Here is a 15518-nt window from a genome sequence, read left to right on the forward strand (position 1 = left end):
GGCATGACCAACGCGTCGAACCCGCTCGGCGAGTTCCTGCGCGCCCGCCGCGAACTGGTGACACCGGATCAGGTCGGCATCTCCAGCGGCGGCGTGCGCCGAGTCCCCGGGCTGCGGCGTGAAGAGGTCGCCATGCTGTCCGGAATCAGCAGCGAGTATTACCTGCGACTGGAGCAGGGTCGGTACCGGAATCCCTCCACACAGGTCATCGAGGCCGTTGCGCGCGTGCTGCGGCTTGACGACGAGAGCCTGTCGTACCTCCTGCGGTTGGCCACCGAGAAGAGCCGCACCGGGCGCCGGCGCACACGACAGGAAGCGGTGCCGGCCGGGGTGCGGAAGTTCGTTGCCGGTCTTCCCATGCCCGCGTTCGTCGAGGGCCGTTACCTCGACGTTCTCGCTGCCAATGCCCTGGCGACCGCCGTCTCGCCGCGGCTCGTCGTCGGCGCCAACCGGCTGCACGACGTATTTCTCGACCCGGACGAACGCGACCTGTTCATCGACTGGGAGCTCGCCACGGAAGGCCTTGTCGCTGCCTTTCGGCAATCCGTCGGAACGCAACTCGACGATCCGCGCGCGGTCGAGCTCGTCGGCCAGCTCTCGCTCGCCAGTCCGCGTTTCCGCCGGCTGTGGGGACGCCACGATATCGGCGGCCGGCGGGGCGCCATCATGCGCTTTCGGCATCCGCTCGTCGGTGAGCTGCACCTCAACCGCGAGAAACTGATCGTGGGTGAGGCCCAGAACTTGACCGTTGCCGTATATCACGCGGACAAAGGAACGGAGGACGCCGACAAACTCGCTCTCCTCGCTTCGGCCGCAGCCACCGCAATTCGAGCGGCCGCATCACCGGACCGGACAAACGACCGCGCCCGCCCCTGAGGCGCTCGGCTCCCGCTCGGCCCGAAGGCGGTATCTCAGGCGCGCAGGCGGTCCGCGACCATCGCCTCGGACCGCTCCCACAGGCCGCGCGCCAGGTCCGCGTCGGCCGCCTGCGCGTGGCGGGGGCGGGTGTCGCGCCGCCGGATGTAGTAGGCGCCGGATCGCCAGTCCTCGCCGGGGGTACCCTCCGCGAGCCAGACGATCTGGTCCGCGCCCTGCTCCGGTGTGGACAGTCGCAGCAGGCGGTGGCCGATCGGGTTGCCGCCGACCAGGCGGACGAGGCGGACGATCGGATTCGTGGTCTGCGCACCGAAGCTGGTCGAGACGTTGCCGGGGTAGAACGACGCGGCCGAGACGCCGCGTGCGTGGAAGCGCCGGTGCAGCTCCGTGGTGAACAGGATGTTCTCCAGCTTCGCGGCGGCGTAGGCGCGGGCCGGCTCGAAGTTGCGCGTGTGGCCGAGGTCGTCGAGGTCGATCGTGCCGGTGAACCGCACGGTGCTGGACGTCTGGAGCACGGACGCGCGGGACGCGATCAGCGTGTCCAGCAGCAGATTCGTGAGCAGGAAGCCCGCGAGGTGGTTGACCTGGAACGTCTTCTCGTGCCCGTCGGCGGTGACGGTCCGCGCGCCGAACATGCCGCCCGCGTTATTGGCGAGCACGTCGATGCGGGGGTACGCGTCGCGCAGCTCGCCGGCCAGCCGGACGACGTCGTCGAGCCGGGTGAAGTCTGCGATGTGATGCGGTGCGCCGAGCGCGCCCGCGACCGCGCGGGTCCGCTCCGGCGACCGGCCGACCACGACGACCGTGTGCCCGTCCGCGTGCAGGCGGCGCGCGGCGGCGGCACCGATGCCGTCGCTGGCGCCCGTGATGACGACGACCTTCTGCATGACACGCTCCCCAGTAGAACTAAGTCTCACTTGTGAGACACAGTATCAGATGTGCGGTCGAGTACCATTCCGTGCATGAGTGCGAACGGTGGCGCCCGGGCGCGCGCCCGCGCCGCGATGCGCGCCGAGGTCAGCGTGATCGCCGGGGATTTGGTGCTGGAGCGCGGCTACGAGGAGACGACGGTCGAGGACATCTGTGCGGCCGCGGAGATCTCGCGCAGCACGTTCTTCCGGTACTTCCCGTCGAAGGAGGACGCGCTGTTCGGCCAGACCGCCGACGCCGGGGACCGGCTGCTCGCCGCGCTCACCGCCCGGCCGGACGACGAGACCGCGTGGACCGCCATGCGCCGCGCGCTCGACCCGCTGCTCGCCGCCGCCGAGGTCAGCGACGAGCGTGCCCGGCGCCTCACCCGCCTGATCGCGGCCACGCCCGCGCTGGCCGCGCGGCACCGGGAGAAGAACGCGCGCTGGCACCGGCTGCTGCGTCCGGAGATCGCCCGCCGGCTCGGCGCCGATCCCGATGACGAGGCCGACCCGCGCCCGGACGCGGTCGTCGCGGCCGCGATGGGTTGCTTCGACGCGGCGCTGACCGCCTGGACGTCCGCCGCCGACCCGCACCCGCTGCCGGAAATCCTGGACCGCGCCATGACCGCGCTCGGCTGACCCACCTCCTGCCGCCAGAGCCAGTCGATCATCAACGCCACGCCACGCCACGCCACGACACGGCATGGTCGCGGCATGGTCTCGCGGCCGGGGACGGCGCACGCGTGTGGCTCGGCGAGGGTGGCATGCTCGTCGCGGTCGGCGATCACGTCCCGCACGTCGGGCGCCGCACGGCGCAGCGACCGGAACTCTCCATGATCATGCGCAACCGGCATGGACACCAACGGTTTTTCATGATCACGGAACAAACAGGTACACCCGTGTACCACAAGTCTCCGGGATCATGGCAAACCCGGTGCGCGGCCACCGTAGACATCATGATCACGGAGACATCCGTCCGGCCCGGCCGCGCAGATCGGCGGCGGTTGCGCCCGACGGGTGCGGCATCCGCACCCGTCCGCCCGCCGCTCGGCGTCGCCCCATCCGGAGATGTTGACATCGGAGCACGGCATCCTGAATCCTGGGTCCAGGATGCCAGTTTGAATCGCATTGACCTGGACTGACAGGGAGGAACGATTGTGCGCGTCGACGCCCTCACCGCGGTTGTCTCCGGTGGCGCCTCCGGGCTCGGCCTCGCCACCGTGCGGCGGCTCCTGGCGCAGGGCGCCCACGTGGTCATCGTCGACCTACCGTCGTCGCCGGGCGCCACGCTGGCCGCGGAGTTCGGGCCGCGCTGCCGGTTCGTCCCGGCCGACGTCACCGACGAGGAGTCGTTCGCGCCCGCCTTCGCCGATCTGGACGGGCTGCCACCCTTGCGCGCGGTGGTGCACACGGCGGGCCGCGGCCGGCCCCAGCGGATCGTGACCAAGGACGGACTGCCGGGGCCGGTCGACGCGTTCGAGGATGTGCTGCGCCTCAACGTGATCGGCACCTACAACGCGCTCCGGCTCGGCGCGGCCGCGATCGCGGCCCAAGAGGTCGTCGAGGCCGAGCGCGGCGCGATCGTGCTGACGTCGTCGGTGGCGGCCTTCGAGGGCCAGATCGGCCAGATCGCTTACGCCACGTCCAAGGCGGCCATCGTGGGCATGACGATCTGCGCCGCGCGCGACCTGGCCAGCCGGCGGATACGGGTCTGCACCATCGCACCCGGGATCTTCGACACGCCCCTGATGGCCGGAGTCTCCGACGACATTCGGGCCAAGCTCGACGCTTCGGTACCGCATCCGCGGCGGATGGGCCTGCCCGACGAGTATGCGGCGCTGGCATCGCATCTGCTGGAAAACCCTTACCTCAACGGCGAGACGATCCGCCTGGACGGCGCGTTGCGGATGGCGGCGGCATGACGCTCTCGGGGAAGGTGGTCCTGGTGACCGGCGCGACGCGCGGCCTTGGTCGTGCGATGGCCGGGGCGTATGCGGCCGCCGGCATGACGGTGGTGGTCTCCAGCCGTGACGAGGCGGCCTGCCGGCGGACGGCCGAGGAACTCACCCGGGAGTCGGGTGCGCGCGCGGTGCCGATCGCCTGCCATGTCGGTCGCTGGGACGAGCTGGACCGTCTGGTCGAGCACGCCTACGACCAGACCGGCCGCGTCGATGTTCTGGTCAACAACGCCGGCAGCGCCCCGACGTACCCGTCCATGGCCGCGATCTCCGAGGAGCTGTTCGACAAGACGATCGCGGTCAACCTCAAGGGGCCGCTGCGGCTCGGCTCGCTGGTCGGCGCTCGCATGGTCGAACAGGGCGGCGGGTCGATCATCAACATCACCAGCACGGCGGCGCTGCGGCCCCGGCCGGACGTCGCGGTGTACGCGGCGGCGAAGGCGGGGCTGGAGGTGGTGACGATCGCGCTGGCGCGTGCCTACGCGCCGTCGGTGCGGGTCAACAGCATCATGGCCGGGCCGTTCGCGACGGACGTAGCCGCGTATTGGGACATGGATGTCGTCGGCCCCCGGCTGCGGAGCTATCCGGCCGGCCGGGCCGGCGAACCGGCCGAGATCATCGGTGCGGCGCTGTATCTCGCCGATGACGTCTCGAGCTTCACCACCGGGTCCGTCATCCGCGTCGATGGCGGGATGGCGATCGCGTGAACCTGGAGTTCGACGACGACGAGGTCGCCGTCCTGGACGCGGCCGCCGACACACTCGGCCGCGTCGCGCCGGTGCCGGTATCGGCCACCAGGGGCATGCGCCCCGACCGGTGGAACGCCGTCGTCGGTGCGGGCTGGTCGGAGATCGGTGCCGGCGTCGAGGCCGGCGATATCGACCTCGCCGTCGCGGCCGCCATCTACCGGCGAGCCGGAGCGCTGCTGCTGATCGAGGACTTCGTGACGAGCGGATACCTGCTGAACGCGCTGGCCTACCACGCCGACGGCAACGGCCGGGCGGCGATCGAGGCCGCGCTGCGAGCGCGTCGGGGGGTTCTGCTCGGCGACGGCCGCGCCGAGGCCGTACCGGTCGTCGCACCGGGAACATCGCACGGATACTGCTTCGGCGCGACCGGGGCGGTCGACGCATACCGCCTCGTCGGTGCCGGCGGCGGGTTCGTTCTGCAGCGGGCGATCGACCCCCCGGTGCGGGTCGCGCCGGTCGGCGAGGCCGGCCTGGCCGTTGCCGGTGTGTCCGTCGACCCCGGCGCGCGCTGGGAGTCCTGGCCGGTCGACGTCGGCCCTCATCTGGCCCGGCTGCGCACCGACGTCCTGCTGATCCACTCGGCCGCCCTCGTCGGGTGCGCCGAGCAGATCATTCTGTCCACGCGCGACTTCGTCGCCCAGCGGATCCAGTTCGGGGTACCCATCGGCAGCTTCCAGGCCGTCAAACACCGGCTCGCCGACGCCCACACCGCGGCTACGATCGCGTGGAACGCCGTGCTCGGCGCGGTCGCTCGCGGTGCCGACCGGGAACTCGCGCCGCTGGCCGCGCGACTGCTCACGGTCGACGCCGCCATGATCGCGGCCCGGGCCGGCGCCCAGCTGCACGGCGGCGTCGGGTTCACCGCCGAGCTGCCGCTCCAGTTGTACCTTCGCTCCATGCTCGACGGTGTGCAACGGTTCGGCTCGCCGGACGAGATCGCCATCCGGCTCGGGCAAACCTTCGTGAGGCAGGCATGATCACCGTCGAGGACACTCCCGAGCAGGCCGCCTACCGTGCCGAGATCCGCCGCTGGGCCGAGCGGCACATCACCGGCGACATGCGCTTCAGCCGTGACCACGCGCGGCTGCTCGACCTCGACCGGCTCCTTGCCCGGCACGGGCTGCTCGCCGCCAGCTGGCCGGCCGAATACGGCGGCGCCGGGCTGCCGCTCGTGCTGCAGACGATCCTCACCCAGGAGCTCGAGCGAGCCGGGGTACAGCGGGCGAAGTCGCCGTCGCACCAGGGCGTCAACAACATCGGTCCCACGCTCATCACCCACGGCACCGAGGACCAGAAGCGCCGGCTGTTACCGGCGATCCTCTCGGTGACCGAGCTGTGGTGCCAGGGCTTTTCCGAGACCGAGGCCGGCTCCGACCTGGCCTCGGTGCGCACCACCGCGCGGCGGGCCGGGGACGAGTACGTGGTCAGCGGGGCCAAGATCTGGACGTCCGGGGCCGAGCACGCTTCATGGATCTATTTGCTGGTGCGCACCGGTACCCCGTCGCAGCGGCACCGCGGGCTGTCCTTCCTGGTCACGCCGACCGACGTCGCCGGCCTCACGACCCGCCCCATCGAGCAGGTCGTCGGCGAGAGCGAGTTCTCCGAGGTCTTGCTCGACGAGGTCCGGATCCCGGTCGGGAACCGGGTCGGCGCCGAGGGCTCGGGATGGTCGGTGGCGATGGCCCTGCTGTCCTCGGAGCGTCTGTCCGGTCGCCACCGCTACGGCCTGCTGCGGCACGAGCTGGTGGCGCTGGCCGGCGAGTATCAGCGTGACGGCCGGCTCGGCGACGCCGCGGCCCGCGATCTCGGCCGGCTCGTCGCCGAGGTCGAGGGAATGAAGGCGCTGGCCGATCGCATCGAGTCGCTCGCCGCCGCCGGCTCCGACGCCGGCGTGCTCCCCTCGGTGAACAAGCTGTGGTGGCCGGCCGTGCACCAGCGCCTCGCGGAGGCCGGGCTCGGCGCGACGACGTCGGGACGGGGCGATCCATCTCCGTGGTACGACCAGTGGCTGGCCACCCGGCCGGAGTCGATCTACGGCGGGGCCGCCGAGATCCAGCGCAACATCATCTCGGAGCGGTTTCTGAAGCTGCCACGGTAGCGCCGCCGGCGGGTCAGGCGGCGGGATCGATCCGGGCCAGGATCTCCGCGGTGTGCTCGCCGAACGCGGGAGCCGGGTGCGCGATCTCGAAGTGCTCGCCGGCGACCTTGACCGGCGGCGCCAGCACACGCACCGGGGTGCCGGTGACCGGGTGGGCCGTGTCGACGAACACGCCGTGATGGGCCGCGTGCGGGTCGGTCAGCAGATCGGCCGGGGCGAGGACCGGCGCGATCGGAAGCTTGTGCTCGATCGCGAAGCGGACCCACTCCGCGCTGCTGCGGGAGGCGAAGATGCCGGCAAGTTCCCCGGCGAGGCGGTCGTCGGCCTCGTAGCTGAGCCCGCCGGCGTCGTCGGTGGCGAGGTCGGGCCGGTCCACGCCCCGGCAGAAGGCGTTCCAGAACTTGGCTTCGATGAGGCCGATCATCATCCAGCGCCCGTCGGCGGCGGCGTAGCAGCCGTAGCGGGCGCCGATGCCCTCCGAACCGGGGAACAGCTGACCCGAGTTGGCCAGGGCGATCAGGTTGCCGTACTGCCAGGTCACGGCCGACTGCCAGCACGAGACGTCCAGGTAGGCCCCGGCGCCGGTCCGCTGGCGGCGCAGGAGCGCGGCCGCGATCGCCAATGCCGCGTTGAGGGCGCCGCTCTGGCTGGCGTTGAAGGTCCGGACGTTCGGTGCCTGTGCGTGGCCTGCCCGGTCCGCCGGCCCGTCCATGTTGATGTTGCCCGATGCGGCCTCCATCTGCGCACCGTGCGCCGGCAGGTCGGCATACGGCCCCGATTGGCCGAAGGCGCTCAGCGAGCAGTAGACGATGTCGGGCCTGAGCTGACGGACCTGCTCGTATCCGTACCCGGCCGCGGCTGCGGCGCCCGGCCGGCCCGCCTCGATCAGCACGTCGGCCGAGCGGACGAGTTCGGCGAAGGCCCGCCGGCCCTCCTCCGAGCGCAGGTTCAGGGCGACGCTGCGCTTGTTGCGATTCAAGTAGATGTGCATGAGGCTCAGGCCATCGGCGAGCGGGACGACGCTGCGCAGGTAGTCGCCGGCCGGTGGCAGCTCCACCTTGATGACGTCGGCACCCAGGTCGGCCAGCTTCTGGCTCGCGTACGCGCCGGGAATGAGCCGGGACAGGTCGAGGACGGTGATGCCGGCAAGTAGAGTGAACACTCGCTCACCTTTCTGGCGCCAAGGCGGCGCTCACGGACCGGACGCGGAGAACCTCGGATCAGGCGACGGGACAGCCGATGCTGGTGAGAATCAGGCGTCGCTGCATGGAGATGAAGCCATCGAGGTCGAGGTACTCGGAGTAGAGCCGGTGGTTGACCGACCACTGATGCGCCAGGACCACGAGATTGTCGGCGATCGTGGTCAGGACCAGCTTGCGCGGGCCGGGAACGCCCTTGGGCGGCGCGGCACGGTCGAGCAGGGTCACGAAGATGTCGCGCAGCTGGCGCTCCATCGCGAACAGCGTCTCGCGCGCCTGCGGCTCCAGGACGTGGTTGTGCCGGTAGTTGATGCGGGTGACCTTGTAGCGCCGGTCCGTGACGCGCAGGAACTGCTCGATCGCTCCCGACAGCGCCTCCATCGGGTCGCGCGCGGGATCGAGCCACAACAACAGGGCCTCCTCAACCTCCTCGGTCTGGAAGACGGAGGCGAGATAGAGGATGTCGTGCTTGGACCGGATGTACTTGTAGAGCGCGCCGACGGTCAGCCCCGACGCCTGCGCGATCTCATCAACGGAGGTCTCGTGAAAACCCTTGGTCGAAAACAGTTCGATCGCGGCCTCGACGATGTTGTGCCGGCCGCGCCGCAGCAACTCCGGGTTTCGGATGCTCGACGGGACCTCAATTACCCGTTGCGACGCAACAATGAAGTCGACCCGCCCGTCAGTCGGAGTCACTCATGCCTCCCGCATTCTCGACGTCGTGCCAGGAAATCGACATCAGGCTAGATGATCCCAGAGCCGGGGCACCGCCGAGGCGCCGCCACTCGGCGTCCTCGAAGCCGATCAGCCGGTCCAGCGTGACGAGTTCCCCCCACGACGGGTCGTCCACCCGGGCGGCCAGGTCACCGCCGGCGGCCGCCTCGTCCAGCAGGAACGACTTCAACGGCCGGGCCTGCACCATCGTCACGTCGTTGTGCGCCGCCCACTTGACGACGTCGTCGACGGTGCGGGCCGCCAAGGCGGCCCCGAGCAACTCCGCCGCGCCCGCCCCGGGCTCGGGGTGCAACCGACCCGCCAGCGTGGCGTCCAGCGACTCCAACCGCCGGCGCTGGACCTCGGTCACCGCCGCGACCATCACCCAGCCGTCGGAGCAGGGGTACAACCGGTGGCAGGCCGCCGGCCCGACCGGATCGGGCCCCAGGGTCATCGAGTGCCAGTCCGGATCGGGCCGCAGACAAATCGCCGCGTGCCGGTAGAGCGAGGTGGCCAGCAGCGAAACCTCGGCCTCGTCGCCCTGTCCCGTTTGCCGTCGCCGGTGCAGGGCGGCCAGCACGGCGAGCGTGCCGAGCAGCGTCGTCCCGCTGTCGGACGGGCCACCGCCGTAACCGACCGGCTCGACGCCTCCGCCCTGCACGAGCGGGCCACCCGTGATCGCCTCGAAATTGACATCGATGGAGGGGAGCCCGGAGTCCGGGCCGTTGCGGCCGTACCCCGAAACGATGAGCACAATCGCGGTCGGGTTGAGACCGTGGATGCGTTCGGTCGTCAGTCCGAAACGTTCCGCGATCTCGTCCCGGAAATTGTGCACGACGACGTCGGCCGACCGCACCAGATCCTCGATGCGTTTCCGGTCGCCGGCGTCGCCGATGTTCGCCGGGACGGAGCGCTTGCCACGGTTGACGGACATGAAGCTGTAGGCGAGTCCCCGGAACGGGTCCCCTTCGGACGGCTCGATCTTGATGACGTCGGCCCCGAGCCCGGCGAGAATCCGGGACACGCCCGGCCCCGCGGCGAGCGTCGAGAAGTCCAGCACGCGCAGGTTCACGAGCGGTGGACCCGTGCGGGGCCTGCCGGTGCGCCCGGTGCCGGCGCGTGGTGCCGGCGAGGTGTGTTCGCCCAGGCGCGGCGGGCGGGCGGGACGGACCGGCGGCATCGCGGCGGCGTGGATCGGCAGACCGGGGGCGGCGGTGATCGCATCATCGCTGCCTTCGGCCTCCACCCGCATCCCGATGGCCCGGACCTGGTCGGTGTCGAGCGCCGCGCCCGGTTCGAGCAGGGATCCGGCGATGACGCCCTCGGCGCGGAAGATCCGCAGCCACTCGGCGACCGTGCGCCCCCCGATGATCTGCTCGATCCGCTCCACGAGGTCGACGCGGGCCTGCGCGTCGGTGATGTTGAACGGAGCACCGAAGTAGCGGGGATCGGCGAGCAGGTCGGCCGCGTCGAGCGCGATGCACAGCTTGGCCCACAGCGATTGGCTGACCGCTCCGACGGTGAGCCAGCCGTCGGCCGCCCGGAAGAACCGGATCACCGGCGTGGTGATCCGCTTCGGGTCGCCGTCGATCGGCATCGCGGCCGGCGACCGGTCGGGTTTGACGGTGGCCGAGAACATCATCATGCCCAGGGCGCCGGCCCGATGACCGACGCGTACCACCGGGGAGCCGGCGAACGCGGGTGTGAGCGCGAGCAGCGCGGCGGTCGCGGCGAGTACGCCGGTGCCGAAGGTGGCCGTCGACTCGACCAGGAAGAACGGTCCGTCCCGGTAGCCCTGCTGGAGGTGGCACATGCCGGTGAGCGCCTCGGCGAGCGAGGCGTAGACGTCGGGCGAGACGCTCGGGTCGACGTAGGCGTCGCCGACATCCATGACCGTCACGACGGTCGCCCGCCGTGCCCGCGGCCGTCCGGCCAGCTCCCAGGCCAGCTCGTCGATGAGCAGCACGTCTGTGGCAGCCGCCGCGCCGGCTGGGCCGGATTCGAGGTCCTCCGCCAGGACGCTGCGCAGACCTCGGGCCCACGTGTGGAACCCGCCTCCGCCCCGCAGCGGATGACCGGTCGCGCTCTCGATCAGGGTCACCTCGGCGCCGAGACCGCGCAGCAGACCTCCGGCGATGAGCACGGCCGACCCGTTCGAGGATGCTGTCACGGTGAGTCCGTCAAGCATGGGTGAGCCGCTCCATTTCCACGCTCGGGCGCCCCGGCCAGATGCGACCCAGCGCGCGGATCGTCTCGAGGGCCTCGTCACTGCCGGTGGCCGCCTGCTCCACCCGGGCGACCAGCTCGGTCACGCCCTCGGCCGCCAACCACTCCAGGCGTTCGCGAATCCGCTCGTCGTCGCCGACGATGCAGTAGCGGTGGATCACATCCACCTCCGTCTCCGGAGCGGCGGCGAACCGGGCGATGTCGGAGACGGAGCTCTGCTGGTGCTTGAAGCTGCCGAACTCCGCGCCGAGCCGCCTGATCGCGCGCCGGGTCGCCTCCTGGGCTGTCGGTCCCCACACGACGTCGGCCAGGACCGGCCGCACCACCGCCGGCCGGCCGAGCCGGTCGTCCATCTCCCGCAGCAGCGCGACCTGCCGGTCCAGCCCGGCCATCGGATTGGGCACGACGCCGTCGGCCACCTCGGCCAGAGCGTCCAGCTCGGGTCGGGTCCGGGCCGCGGCCAGGAACCGCGGCGCCGGGTCGATGACGAACGGCAGTACGGTCTCCCGGGCCTGCCAGGGACCGATGCTGAACGTCACCGACTCGCCCGCGAGCAGCGCGCGGGTCTGCCGGATGCATTCGCGGGTCATGGCCAGCTTCTCCGCCGGGTCGGCGCCCACGGCGGCGAACTCTCGCCGCCGGAAACCCGTGCCGAATCCGACCACCGTGCCGGCCGAGACCGACGCCGTGGTCGCGATCGCCTCGGCGAGTTGTACCGGGTGGTACAGCGGGGCGAGGGCGACCGCCGTTCCGGTGGTCATCCGTGGATGGCGGGCCGCGAGCCACGACAGCAACTGGAAGGGCGGCGGGAAGAAGGCCTTCGCCTGGTGGTGCTCCGGCGTCCAGACGCCACGCCACCCCGCTTCGTCCGCCGCGGTGGCCTGACTGTCGAAGCGGGTCCACAGCTCGCGCAGCCCGGTCGCGTCGGCGGCGACGGGATACAGGTACAGCGAAAGCTCCATCACTTCTGGCCGATGGTCACGACGGGACGCTCGCAGCAGGTGAGCTCGCCGCCACCGTCGCGGATGACGATCGCCTCCGAGCCGCACTGCTCGCATCGGACCTTGGAACCAACCTTCATCGCATCGCCCTCCTCAATCGCTGGCCGGAAGCGGGGCCACGTCGACAACTTCCATCGGCACCCCGTGACAGGTGAACCGTCCGTCGCCGCGCTTGAGACACATCACTTCGGTCTGGCACTGCGCGCACCGGTACCGTTTGCCGAGCTGGTTGCTCGGCCGCGGCTCCGTCATTCCCATTCCTCCTGCACTCAACGGTCTACTTCCCGGTCTGAGTCGCCGCCCAGCGACAGCACCTTCCCGCCCAGATAGGCGGCCCTGGCCTGTTCCCCCGCGAGGACCTCGCGCGGCGGGCCCTCGGCCACGACTCGGCCCTGGTCCATCAGGATGAGGCGGTCGACCACGCTCGCGACGAACTCGGAGTCGTGGTCGACGAGGACGGTGGCGATGCCGCGCGCCCGGATGACCTCGAACGTGGCGGCGATGAGCCGCCGCTCCGACGCCGCGGTTCCCGATGTCGGCTCGTCGAGCAGCAGCAGCGTCGGCCGGCTCAGCAGGGCGCGGCAGATGTCGGCGATCTTCTGAATGCCGTACGGCATCTCGCGCAGTACCGTGCCGGCCCACTGCCGCAGGCCGAACTCCTCGAGGGTGGAGCTCGCCCGGTCGCGTAGCTCGCGATCGGCACGGACGGTGCGGCGGGTCGCCAGGAGCGAGCCGAACAGCGACGGCCGGTGCCGGGCGAGGTCCCCGAGCATCACGTAGTCGACCAGGGTGAAGTCGTGGAAATGCTCGGCGAGCTGAAACGTCCGGGCGACGCCCAGCGCGGCGAGCCGATAGGGCGGCATCCCGTCGAGGCACCGGCCGTCGAACGTCATGGAGCCGGTGCGGCCCACCACGCCCGAGACCGCGTTGAGCAGGGAGGTCTTGCCGGCGCCGTTCGGTCCGATGACGCCGACCCGTTCGCCAACGCCAACCGTCAGGTCCACATTCGACACCGCGTGCACGCCGCCGAACACGACGGAGACATCGCGAACAGCGAGGACAGGCTCACTGGATGTCATCTCGGCTCCCCACAATGATCGAACGCAGATCGTCCGACGAAATGTCGCCCCTTCGTCCCTGCCAGACGATGCCGCCCTGCTGCAGGATGACAATCCGCTCGGCCAGCGTCAGCGTGTGCGAGGTCTCCTGGTCCACCAGCACGAGCGCGACCCCGAGCCGGGCACGCAGCTCGTCCAGGGTCTCGGTCACCGCCTCGATCGCGACCGGTGACAGGCCGAGCGACGCCTCATCGACCAGGAGTACCGCGGGCTGCGCCATCCAGGCCATGGCGAGTGCCAGCATCTGCCGCTCGCCCCCGCTGAGCACAACGGCCTGGCGCTTGCGGTGCTTGGCGAGGCGGGGAAACTGCTCGAAGACGGCGTCGACCCGGTGGGCGTCGTGCCGGTTGAGCCGCAGATGCTCCTCGACACTGAGCACCGGGAACACCTTGTCCCGCTCCGGCACGTACGAGACGCCGTGGCCGAAGCACTGGTACGGGGCCAGCCGCGCCACCTGCCGCCCGCGTACGGTCACCGAGCCGGCGACCTGTACCCCTTCGGACTTCAGGTAGCCGGAGATGCCGCGCAGCGCGGTCGTCTTGCCGGCCCCGTTGCGGCCGAGCAGCGCGACGACCTCGCCGGCGCCGACCTCGAGGTCGAAAGCGGCGAGCCCGACGCCGCCGCCGGGGTAGGTGACCTTCAGTCCGGTCACCTGCAGCACTGATGGTGTCGGGTCCGTCATGGCCGGTCCGCCGTGGTGAGAGGGGTGGACGTGCTCGAGTCGCCGGGTGCCGGCACACCGGGCCGGTCGGCGGTTCGCCGCAGGAACCGGCGCAGCCGCTGGCCGAGCCCGACGACGCCGTCCGGGTCCAGGACGAACACGACGAGCAGCAGGACCGCGTAGATCGCGGTGGCGAGATTGCCGCCGTTGACGGTGAGCCAGTCGCGCGCCACCGCGGGCAGCGCGCCGGTGGACTGCAGCCGCTCGAGCAGGTTCGGGCCGTAGCCGACGAACAACGCACCGATCATCGGCCCGATCAGCGTGCGCCGCCCACCGACGTACACGACGACGACCACCTGGATGGCGAGGGTGAGCGTGAACGCCTCCGACGAGACGTTGCCGGTCGTGTAGGCGAAGAGCCCGCCACCGATCGCGGTGATGACCGAGCTGACGACGAACGCGGACAGCTTCCATGACACGGTGGGCACGCCCATGACCCGTGCGGCGACCTCGTTCTCGCGGATGACCTGCCACACCCGGCCCGGGCCGGTCGCGTAGAGGTTGCGCAGCACGAGCACGGTGAGGGCCAGGACGATGGCACCGAGGTACAGCGTCGGCCGCCCGGGCGCCACCTGGTATGCGCCGATCTCGGGGACGCTGATGAAGATGCCGGCGATGTTGGGTCCCTGAATGCGCTGCCCGGCGTACTGCACGATGATCTGCAACGCCAAGGTGGTGAGCAGCAGATAAAGACCGCGCACGCGAACCCCGGGCAGGCCGATGATCACGCCGATGACGGCGCCGACCACCCCGGCGGCGACCAGCGGCAGGGGAAAGGGCAGCCAGGCCAGGTCCTGGCTCTTCGCCACGGTGAAGGCGCCGACCGCCATCAGGGCGGCGCCGCCGAAGGTCGCCTGCCCGGCCCGGTTGAGGACCAGGTCCTGGCCCAGCGCGGCGATCGCCAGCGGGATGGCGGCGGCGACCAGGAAGACGGTCGAACTGTCGGCGAGGAACGCGACCAGGAGCAGGACGACGACGACCGCGGCGGTCGAGATGAGATCGGATCGAGTGAGTCTCACAGCCGGGCGACCTCTCGCGAGCCGAACAAGCCGCTGGGCTTGAACAGGATGACGCCGAGCATCAAGGCGTACGAGATGATGTCCTGCTCCTGACCGCCGATCCAGGTGATCGTCGCGCTCTCGATCAGCCCCAGGATTATCGACGCGATGATGGCTCCCTTCAGCGAATCGAGGCCACCGAGGATGAGCACCGGGAAGACGAGCAGCCCGAGGTTGGGGATGGTGTTGGGGTCGATCTGGGCGGAGAACGAGTAGCCGATCCCGGCCAGCGCGGCGGTGACGCCGCCGATGCCCCAGGCGACGGCGGAGACGCTGCGGACGTTCACGCCGGCCTGTGCCGCCAGCAGCGTGCGGTTGGCGGCCGCCCGCATCGCCAGGCCGACCGGTGTCGCGAACAGGTAGAGCAGGATGCAGGCGAAGCTCACGACCGCGCCGCCGAGCAGGAAGATCGTCGTCCACGGGATGTTCACGGTGCCGGTGACGTGCCAATAGCTGTTGCTCACGAGTCGTGGCGCACTGACCGGCACAGACCCGAAGACCATGATGATGACGAGTTGCAGCAGCATGCCCAGGCCGATGCTGGCGATCGAGGAGACGAACGCGTCCGCCCCGGTCAGGCGGGCGAAGACAAGCCGGTAGGCCAGCACGGCGACGACGCCCACGACGACCAGCGTCAGTGGGAGGCCGACGTAGAGCATCCAGGTCGGACGTGAGTCGCTGATGTAGTGGTAGACGACGGCGCCCAACAGCATCAAGTAGCCCTGAACGAAGCTGACGACGCCCGTGGCCCGGTAGAGCACCACGAATCCCACCGACACCAGCGCGAAGATCGACGCGAGGAACAGCCCCTGCGTGATCATGTTCGCGATCTGGTTCACTGTTTTCCTTCCAGCGTTTGGGGGGAAGGCCGTGGTCGGAGCCAGGCGCC

At 70.7% G+C, this 15518-nt stretch carries 16 protein-coding genes; 6 read left to right on the forward strand and 10 right to left on the reverse strand.

From position 1 onward, the window contains the following. The first annotated feature begins 3 nt into the window (after window positions 1–3). Entirely contained in the window at window positions 4–876 is an 873-nt protein-coding gene (locus tag ACQPXD_RS22170) for a helix-turn-helix domain-containing protein (RefSeq protein ID WP_432841434.1), read from the forward strand. A gap of 35 nt (window positions 877–911) precedes the next feature. Here the strand turns inward: ACQPXD_RS22170 and ACQPXD_RS22175 are convergent, their stop codons facing one another. Then, the gene (locus ACQPXD_RS22175) at window positions 912–1763 is read right to left on the reverse strand and encodes an SDR family NAD(P)-dependent oxidoreductase (RefSeq protein WP_432841436.1); all 852 of its coding nucleotides are present in this window, start codon (window positions 1761–1763) and stop codon (window positions 912–914) included. A gap of 75 nt (window positions 1764–1838) precedes the next feature. Between ACQPXD_RS22175 and ACQPXD_RS22180 the strand changes: the two genes are divergently transcribed. From ACQPXD_RS22180 to ACQPXD_RS22200, 5 genes are all read left to right on the forward strand, one after another. Beyond that, a complete protein-coding gene (locus tag ACQPXD_RS22180) occupies window positions 1839–2426 on the forward strand; it encodes a TetR family transcriptional regulator (RefSeq protein WP_432841438.1) in 588 nt (195 codons plus the stop codon). A gap of 518 nt (window positions 2427–2944) precedes the next feature. Continuing rightward, entirely contained in the window at window positions 2945–3709 is a 765-nt protein-coding gene (locus ACQPXD_RS22185; RefSeq protein ID WP_432841440.1) for an SDR family NAD(P)-dependent oxidoreductase, read from the forward strand. Next, the gene (locus ACQPXD_RS22190; RefSeq protein ID WP_432841442.1) at window positions 3706–4452 is read left to right on the forward strand and encodes an SDR family NAD(P)-dependent oxidoreductase; all 747 of its coding nucleotides are present in this window, start codon (window positions 3706–3708) and stop codon (window positions 4450–4452) included. The genes ACQPXD_RS22185 and ACQPXD_RS22190 overlap by 4 nt, the downstream gene beginning before the upstream one ends. Then, window positions 4449–5471, forward strand: coding sequence for an acyl-CoA dehydrogenase family protein (locus tag ACQPXD_RS22195; RefSeq protein ID WP_432841444.1), 1023 nt, complete (start codon window positions 4449–4451; stop codon window positions 5469–5471). Before ACQPXD_RS22190 ends, ACQPXD_RS22195 begins: the two co-directional genes overlap by 4 nt. Next, the gene (locus ACQPXD_RS22200) at window positions 5468–6592 is read left to right on the forward strand and encodes an acyl-CoA dehydrogenase family protein (RefSeq protein ID WP_432841446.1); all 1125 of its coding nucleotides are present in this window, start codon (window positions 5468–5470) and stop codon (window positions 6590–6592) included. The genes ACQPXD_RS22195 and ACQPXD_RS22200 overlap by 4 nt, the downstream gene beginning before the upstream one ends. Before the next feature lie 13 nt (window positions 6593–6605). On the opposite strand, the gene ACQPXD_RS22205 is transcribed toward ACQPXD_RS22200, so the two are convergent. The 9 genes from ACQPXD_RS22205 to ACQPXD_RS22245 form a co-directional block, all read right to left on the reverse strand. After that, window positions 6606–7754 carry a CaiB/BaiF CoA transferase family protein gene (locus tag ACQPXD_RS22205; protein ID WP_432841448.1) on the reverse strand — a complete coding sequence of 383 codons (1149 nt, stop codon included), beginning with the start codon at window positions 7752–7754 and terminating at the stop codon, window positions 6606–6608. A 58-nt stretch (window positions 7755–7812) separates the two neighbouring features. Then, window positions 7813–8487, reverse strand: coding sequence for a TetR/AcrR family transcriptional regulator (locus ACQPXD_RS22210; protein ID WP_432841450.1), 675 nt, complete (start codon window positions 8485–8487; stop codon window positions 7813–7815). Beyond that, window positions 8474–10693 carry a CoA transferase gene (locus ACQPXD_RS22215; RefSeq protein WP_432841452.1) on the reverse strand — a complete coding sequence of 740 codons (2220 nt, stop codon included), beginning with the start codon at window positions 10691–10693 and terminating at the stop codon, window positions 8474–8476. Before ACQPXD_RS22215 ends, ACQPXD_RS22210 begins: the two co-directional genes overlap by 14 nt. Further along, window positions 10686–11693, reverse strand: a complete 1008-nt coding sequence (locus ACQPXD_RS22220; RefSeq protein WP_432841454.1) for an LLM class flavin-dependent oxidoreductase — start codon at window positions 11691–11693, stop codon at window positions 10686–10688. Before ACQPXD_RS22220 ends, ACQPXD_RS22215 begins: the two co-directional genes overlap by 8 nt. Beyond that, window positions 11693–11812: a desulfoferrodoxin gene (locus ACQPXD_RS22225; RefSeq protein WP_432841456.1), complete on the reverse strand. Its 120-nt coding sequence runs from the start codon at window positions 11810–11812 to the stop codon at window positions 11693–11695. Before ACQPXD_RS22225 ends, ACQPXD_RS22220 begins: the two co-directional genes overlap by 1 nt. A 189-nt stretch (window positions 11813–12001) precedes the next feature. Beyond that, window positions 12002–12811, reverse strand: a complete 810-nt coding sequence (locus ACQPXD_RS22230; protein ID WP_432841458.1) for an ABC transporter ATP-binding protein — start codon at window positions 12809–12811, stop codon at window positions 12002–12004. Next, window positions 12798–13532, reverse strand: coding sequence for an ABC transporter ATP-binding protein (locus ACQPXD_RS22235; protein ID WP_432841460.1), 735 nt, complete (start codon window positions 13530–13532; stop codon window positions 12798–12800). The genes ACQPXD_RS22230 and ACQPXD_RS22235 overlap by 14 nt, the downstream gene beginning before the upstream one ends. Further along, window positions 13529–14590 carry a branched-chain amino acid ABC transporter permease gene (locus ACQPXD_RS22240; RefSeq protein WP_432841462.1) on the reverse strand — a complete coding sequence of 354 codons (1062 nt, stop codon included), beginning with the start codon at window positions 14588–14590 and terminating at the stop codon, window positions 13529–13531. Before ACQPXD_RS22240 ends, ACQPXD_RS22235 begins: the two co-directional genes overlap by 4 nt. Then, window positions 14587–15468: a branched-chain amino acid ABC transporter permease gene (locus ACQPXD_RS22245; RefSeq protein WP_432841464.1), complete on the reverse strand. Its 882-nt coding sequence runs from the start codon at window positions 15466–15468 to the stop codon at window positions 14587–14589. The genes ACQPXD_RS22240 and ACQPXD_RS22245 overlap by 4 nt, the downstream gene beginning before the upstream one ends. Between the last annotated feature and the right edge of the window lie 50 nt (window positions 15469–15518).

The organism is Dactylosporangium sp. CA-092794, assembly GCF_050948465.1.
In the GTDB taxonomy this organism is placed as follows: domain Bacteria; phylum Actinomycetota; class Actinomycetes; order Mycobacteriales; family Micromonosporaceae; genus Dactylosporangium.

Excerpts from the sequence above, each read along its gene's own strand:
- ACQPXD_RS22190 (WP_432841442.1), top strand. The coding sequence starts at position 3,706 with ATGACGCTCTCGGGGAAGGTGGTCCTGGTGACCGGCGCGACGCGCGGC.
- ACQPXD_RS22215 (WP_432841452.1), bottom strand. The coding sequence starts at position 10,693 with ATGCTTGACGGACTCACCGTGACAGCATCCTCGAACGGGTCGGCCGTG.
- ACQPXD_RS22180 (WP_432841438.1), top strand. The coding sequence starts at position 1,839 with ATGAGTGCGAACGGTGGCGCCCGGGCGCGCGCCCGCGCCGCGATGCGC.
- ACQPXD_RS22175 (WP_432841436.1), bottom strand. The coding sequence starts at position 1,763 with ATGCAGAAGGTCGTCGTCATCACGGGCGCCAGCGACGGCATCGGTGCC.
- ACQPXD_RS22235 (WP_432841460.1), bottom strand. The coding sequence starts at position 13,532 with ATGACGGACCCGACACCATCAGTGCTGCAGGTGACCGGACTGAAGGTC.
- ACQPXD_RS22225 (WP_432841456.1), bottom strand. The coding sequence starts at position 11,812 with ATGAAGGTTGGTTCCAAGGTCCGATGCGAGCAGTGCGGCTCGGAGGCG.
- ACQPXD_RS22170 (WP_432841434.1), top strand. The coding sequence starts at position 4 with ATGACCAACGCGTCGAACCCGCTCGGCGAGTTCCTGCGCGCCCGCCGC.
- ACQPXD_RS22200 (WP_432841446.1), top strand. The coding sequence starts at position 5,468 with ATGATCACCGTCGAGGACACTCCCGAGCAGGCCGCCTACCGTGCCGAG.
- ACQPXD_RS22230 (WP_432841458.1), bottom strand. The coding sequence starts at position 12,811 with ATGACATCCAGTGAGCCTGTCCTCGCTGTTCGCGATGTCTCCGTCGTG.
- ACQPXD_RS22220 (WP_432841454.1), bottom strand. The coding sequence starts at position 11,693 with ATGGAGCTTTCGCTGTACCTGTATCCCGTCGCCGCCGACGCGACCGGG.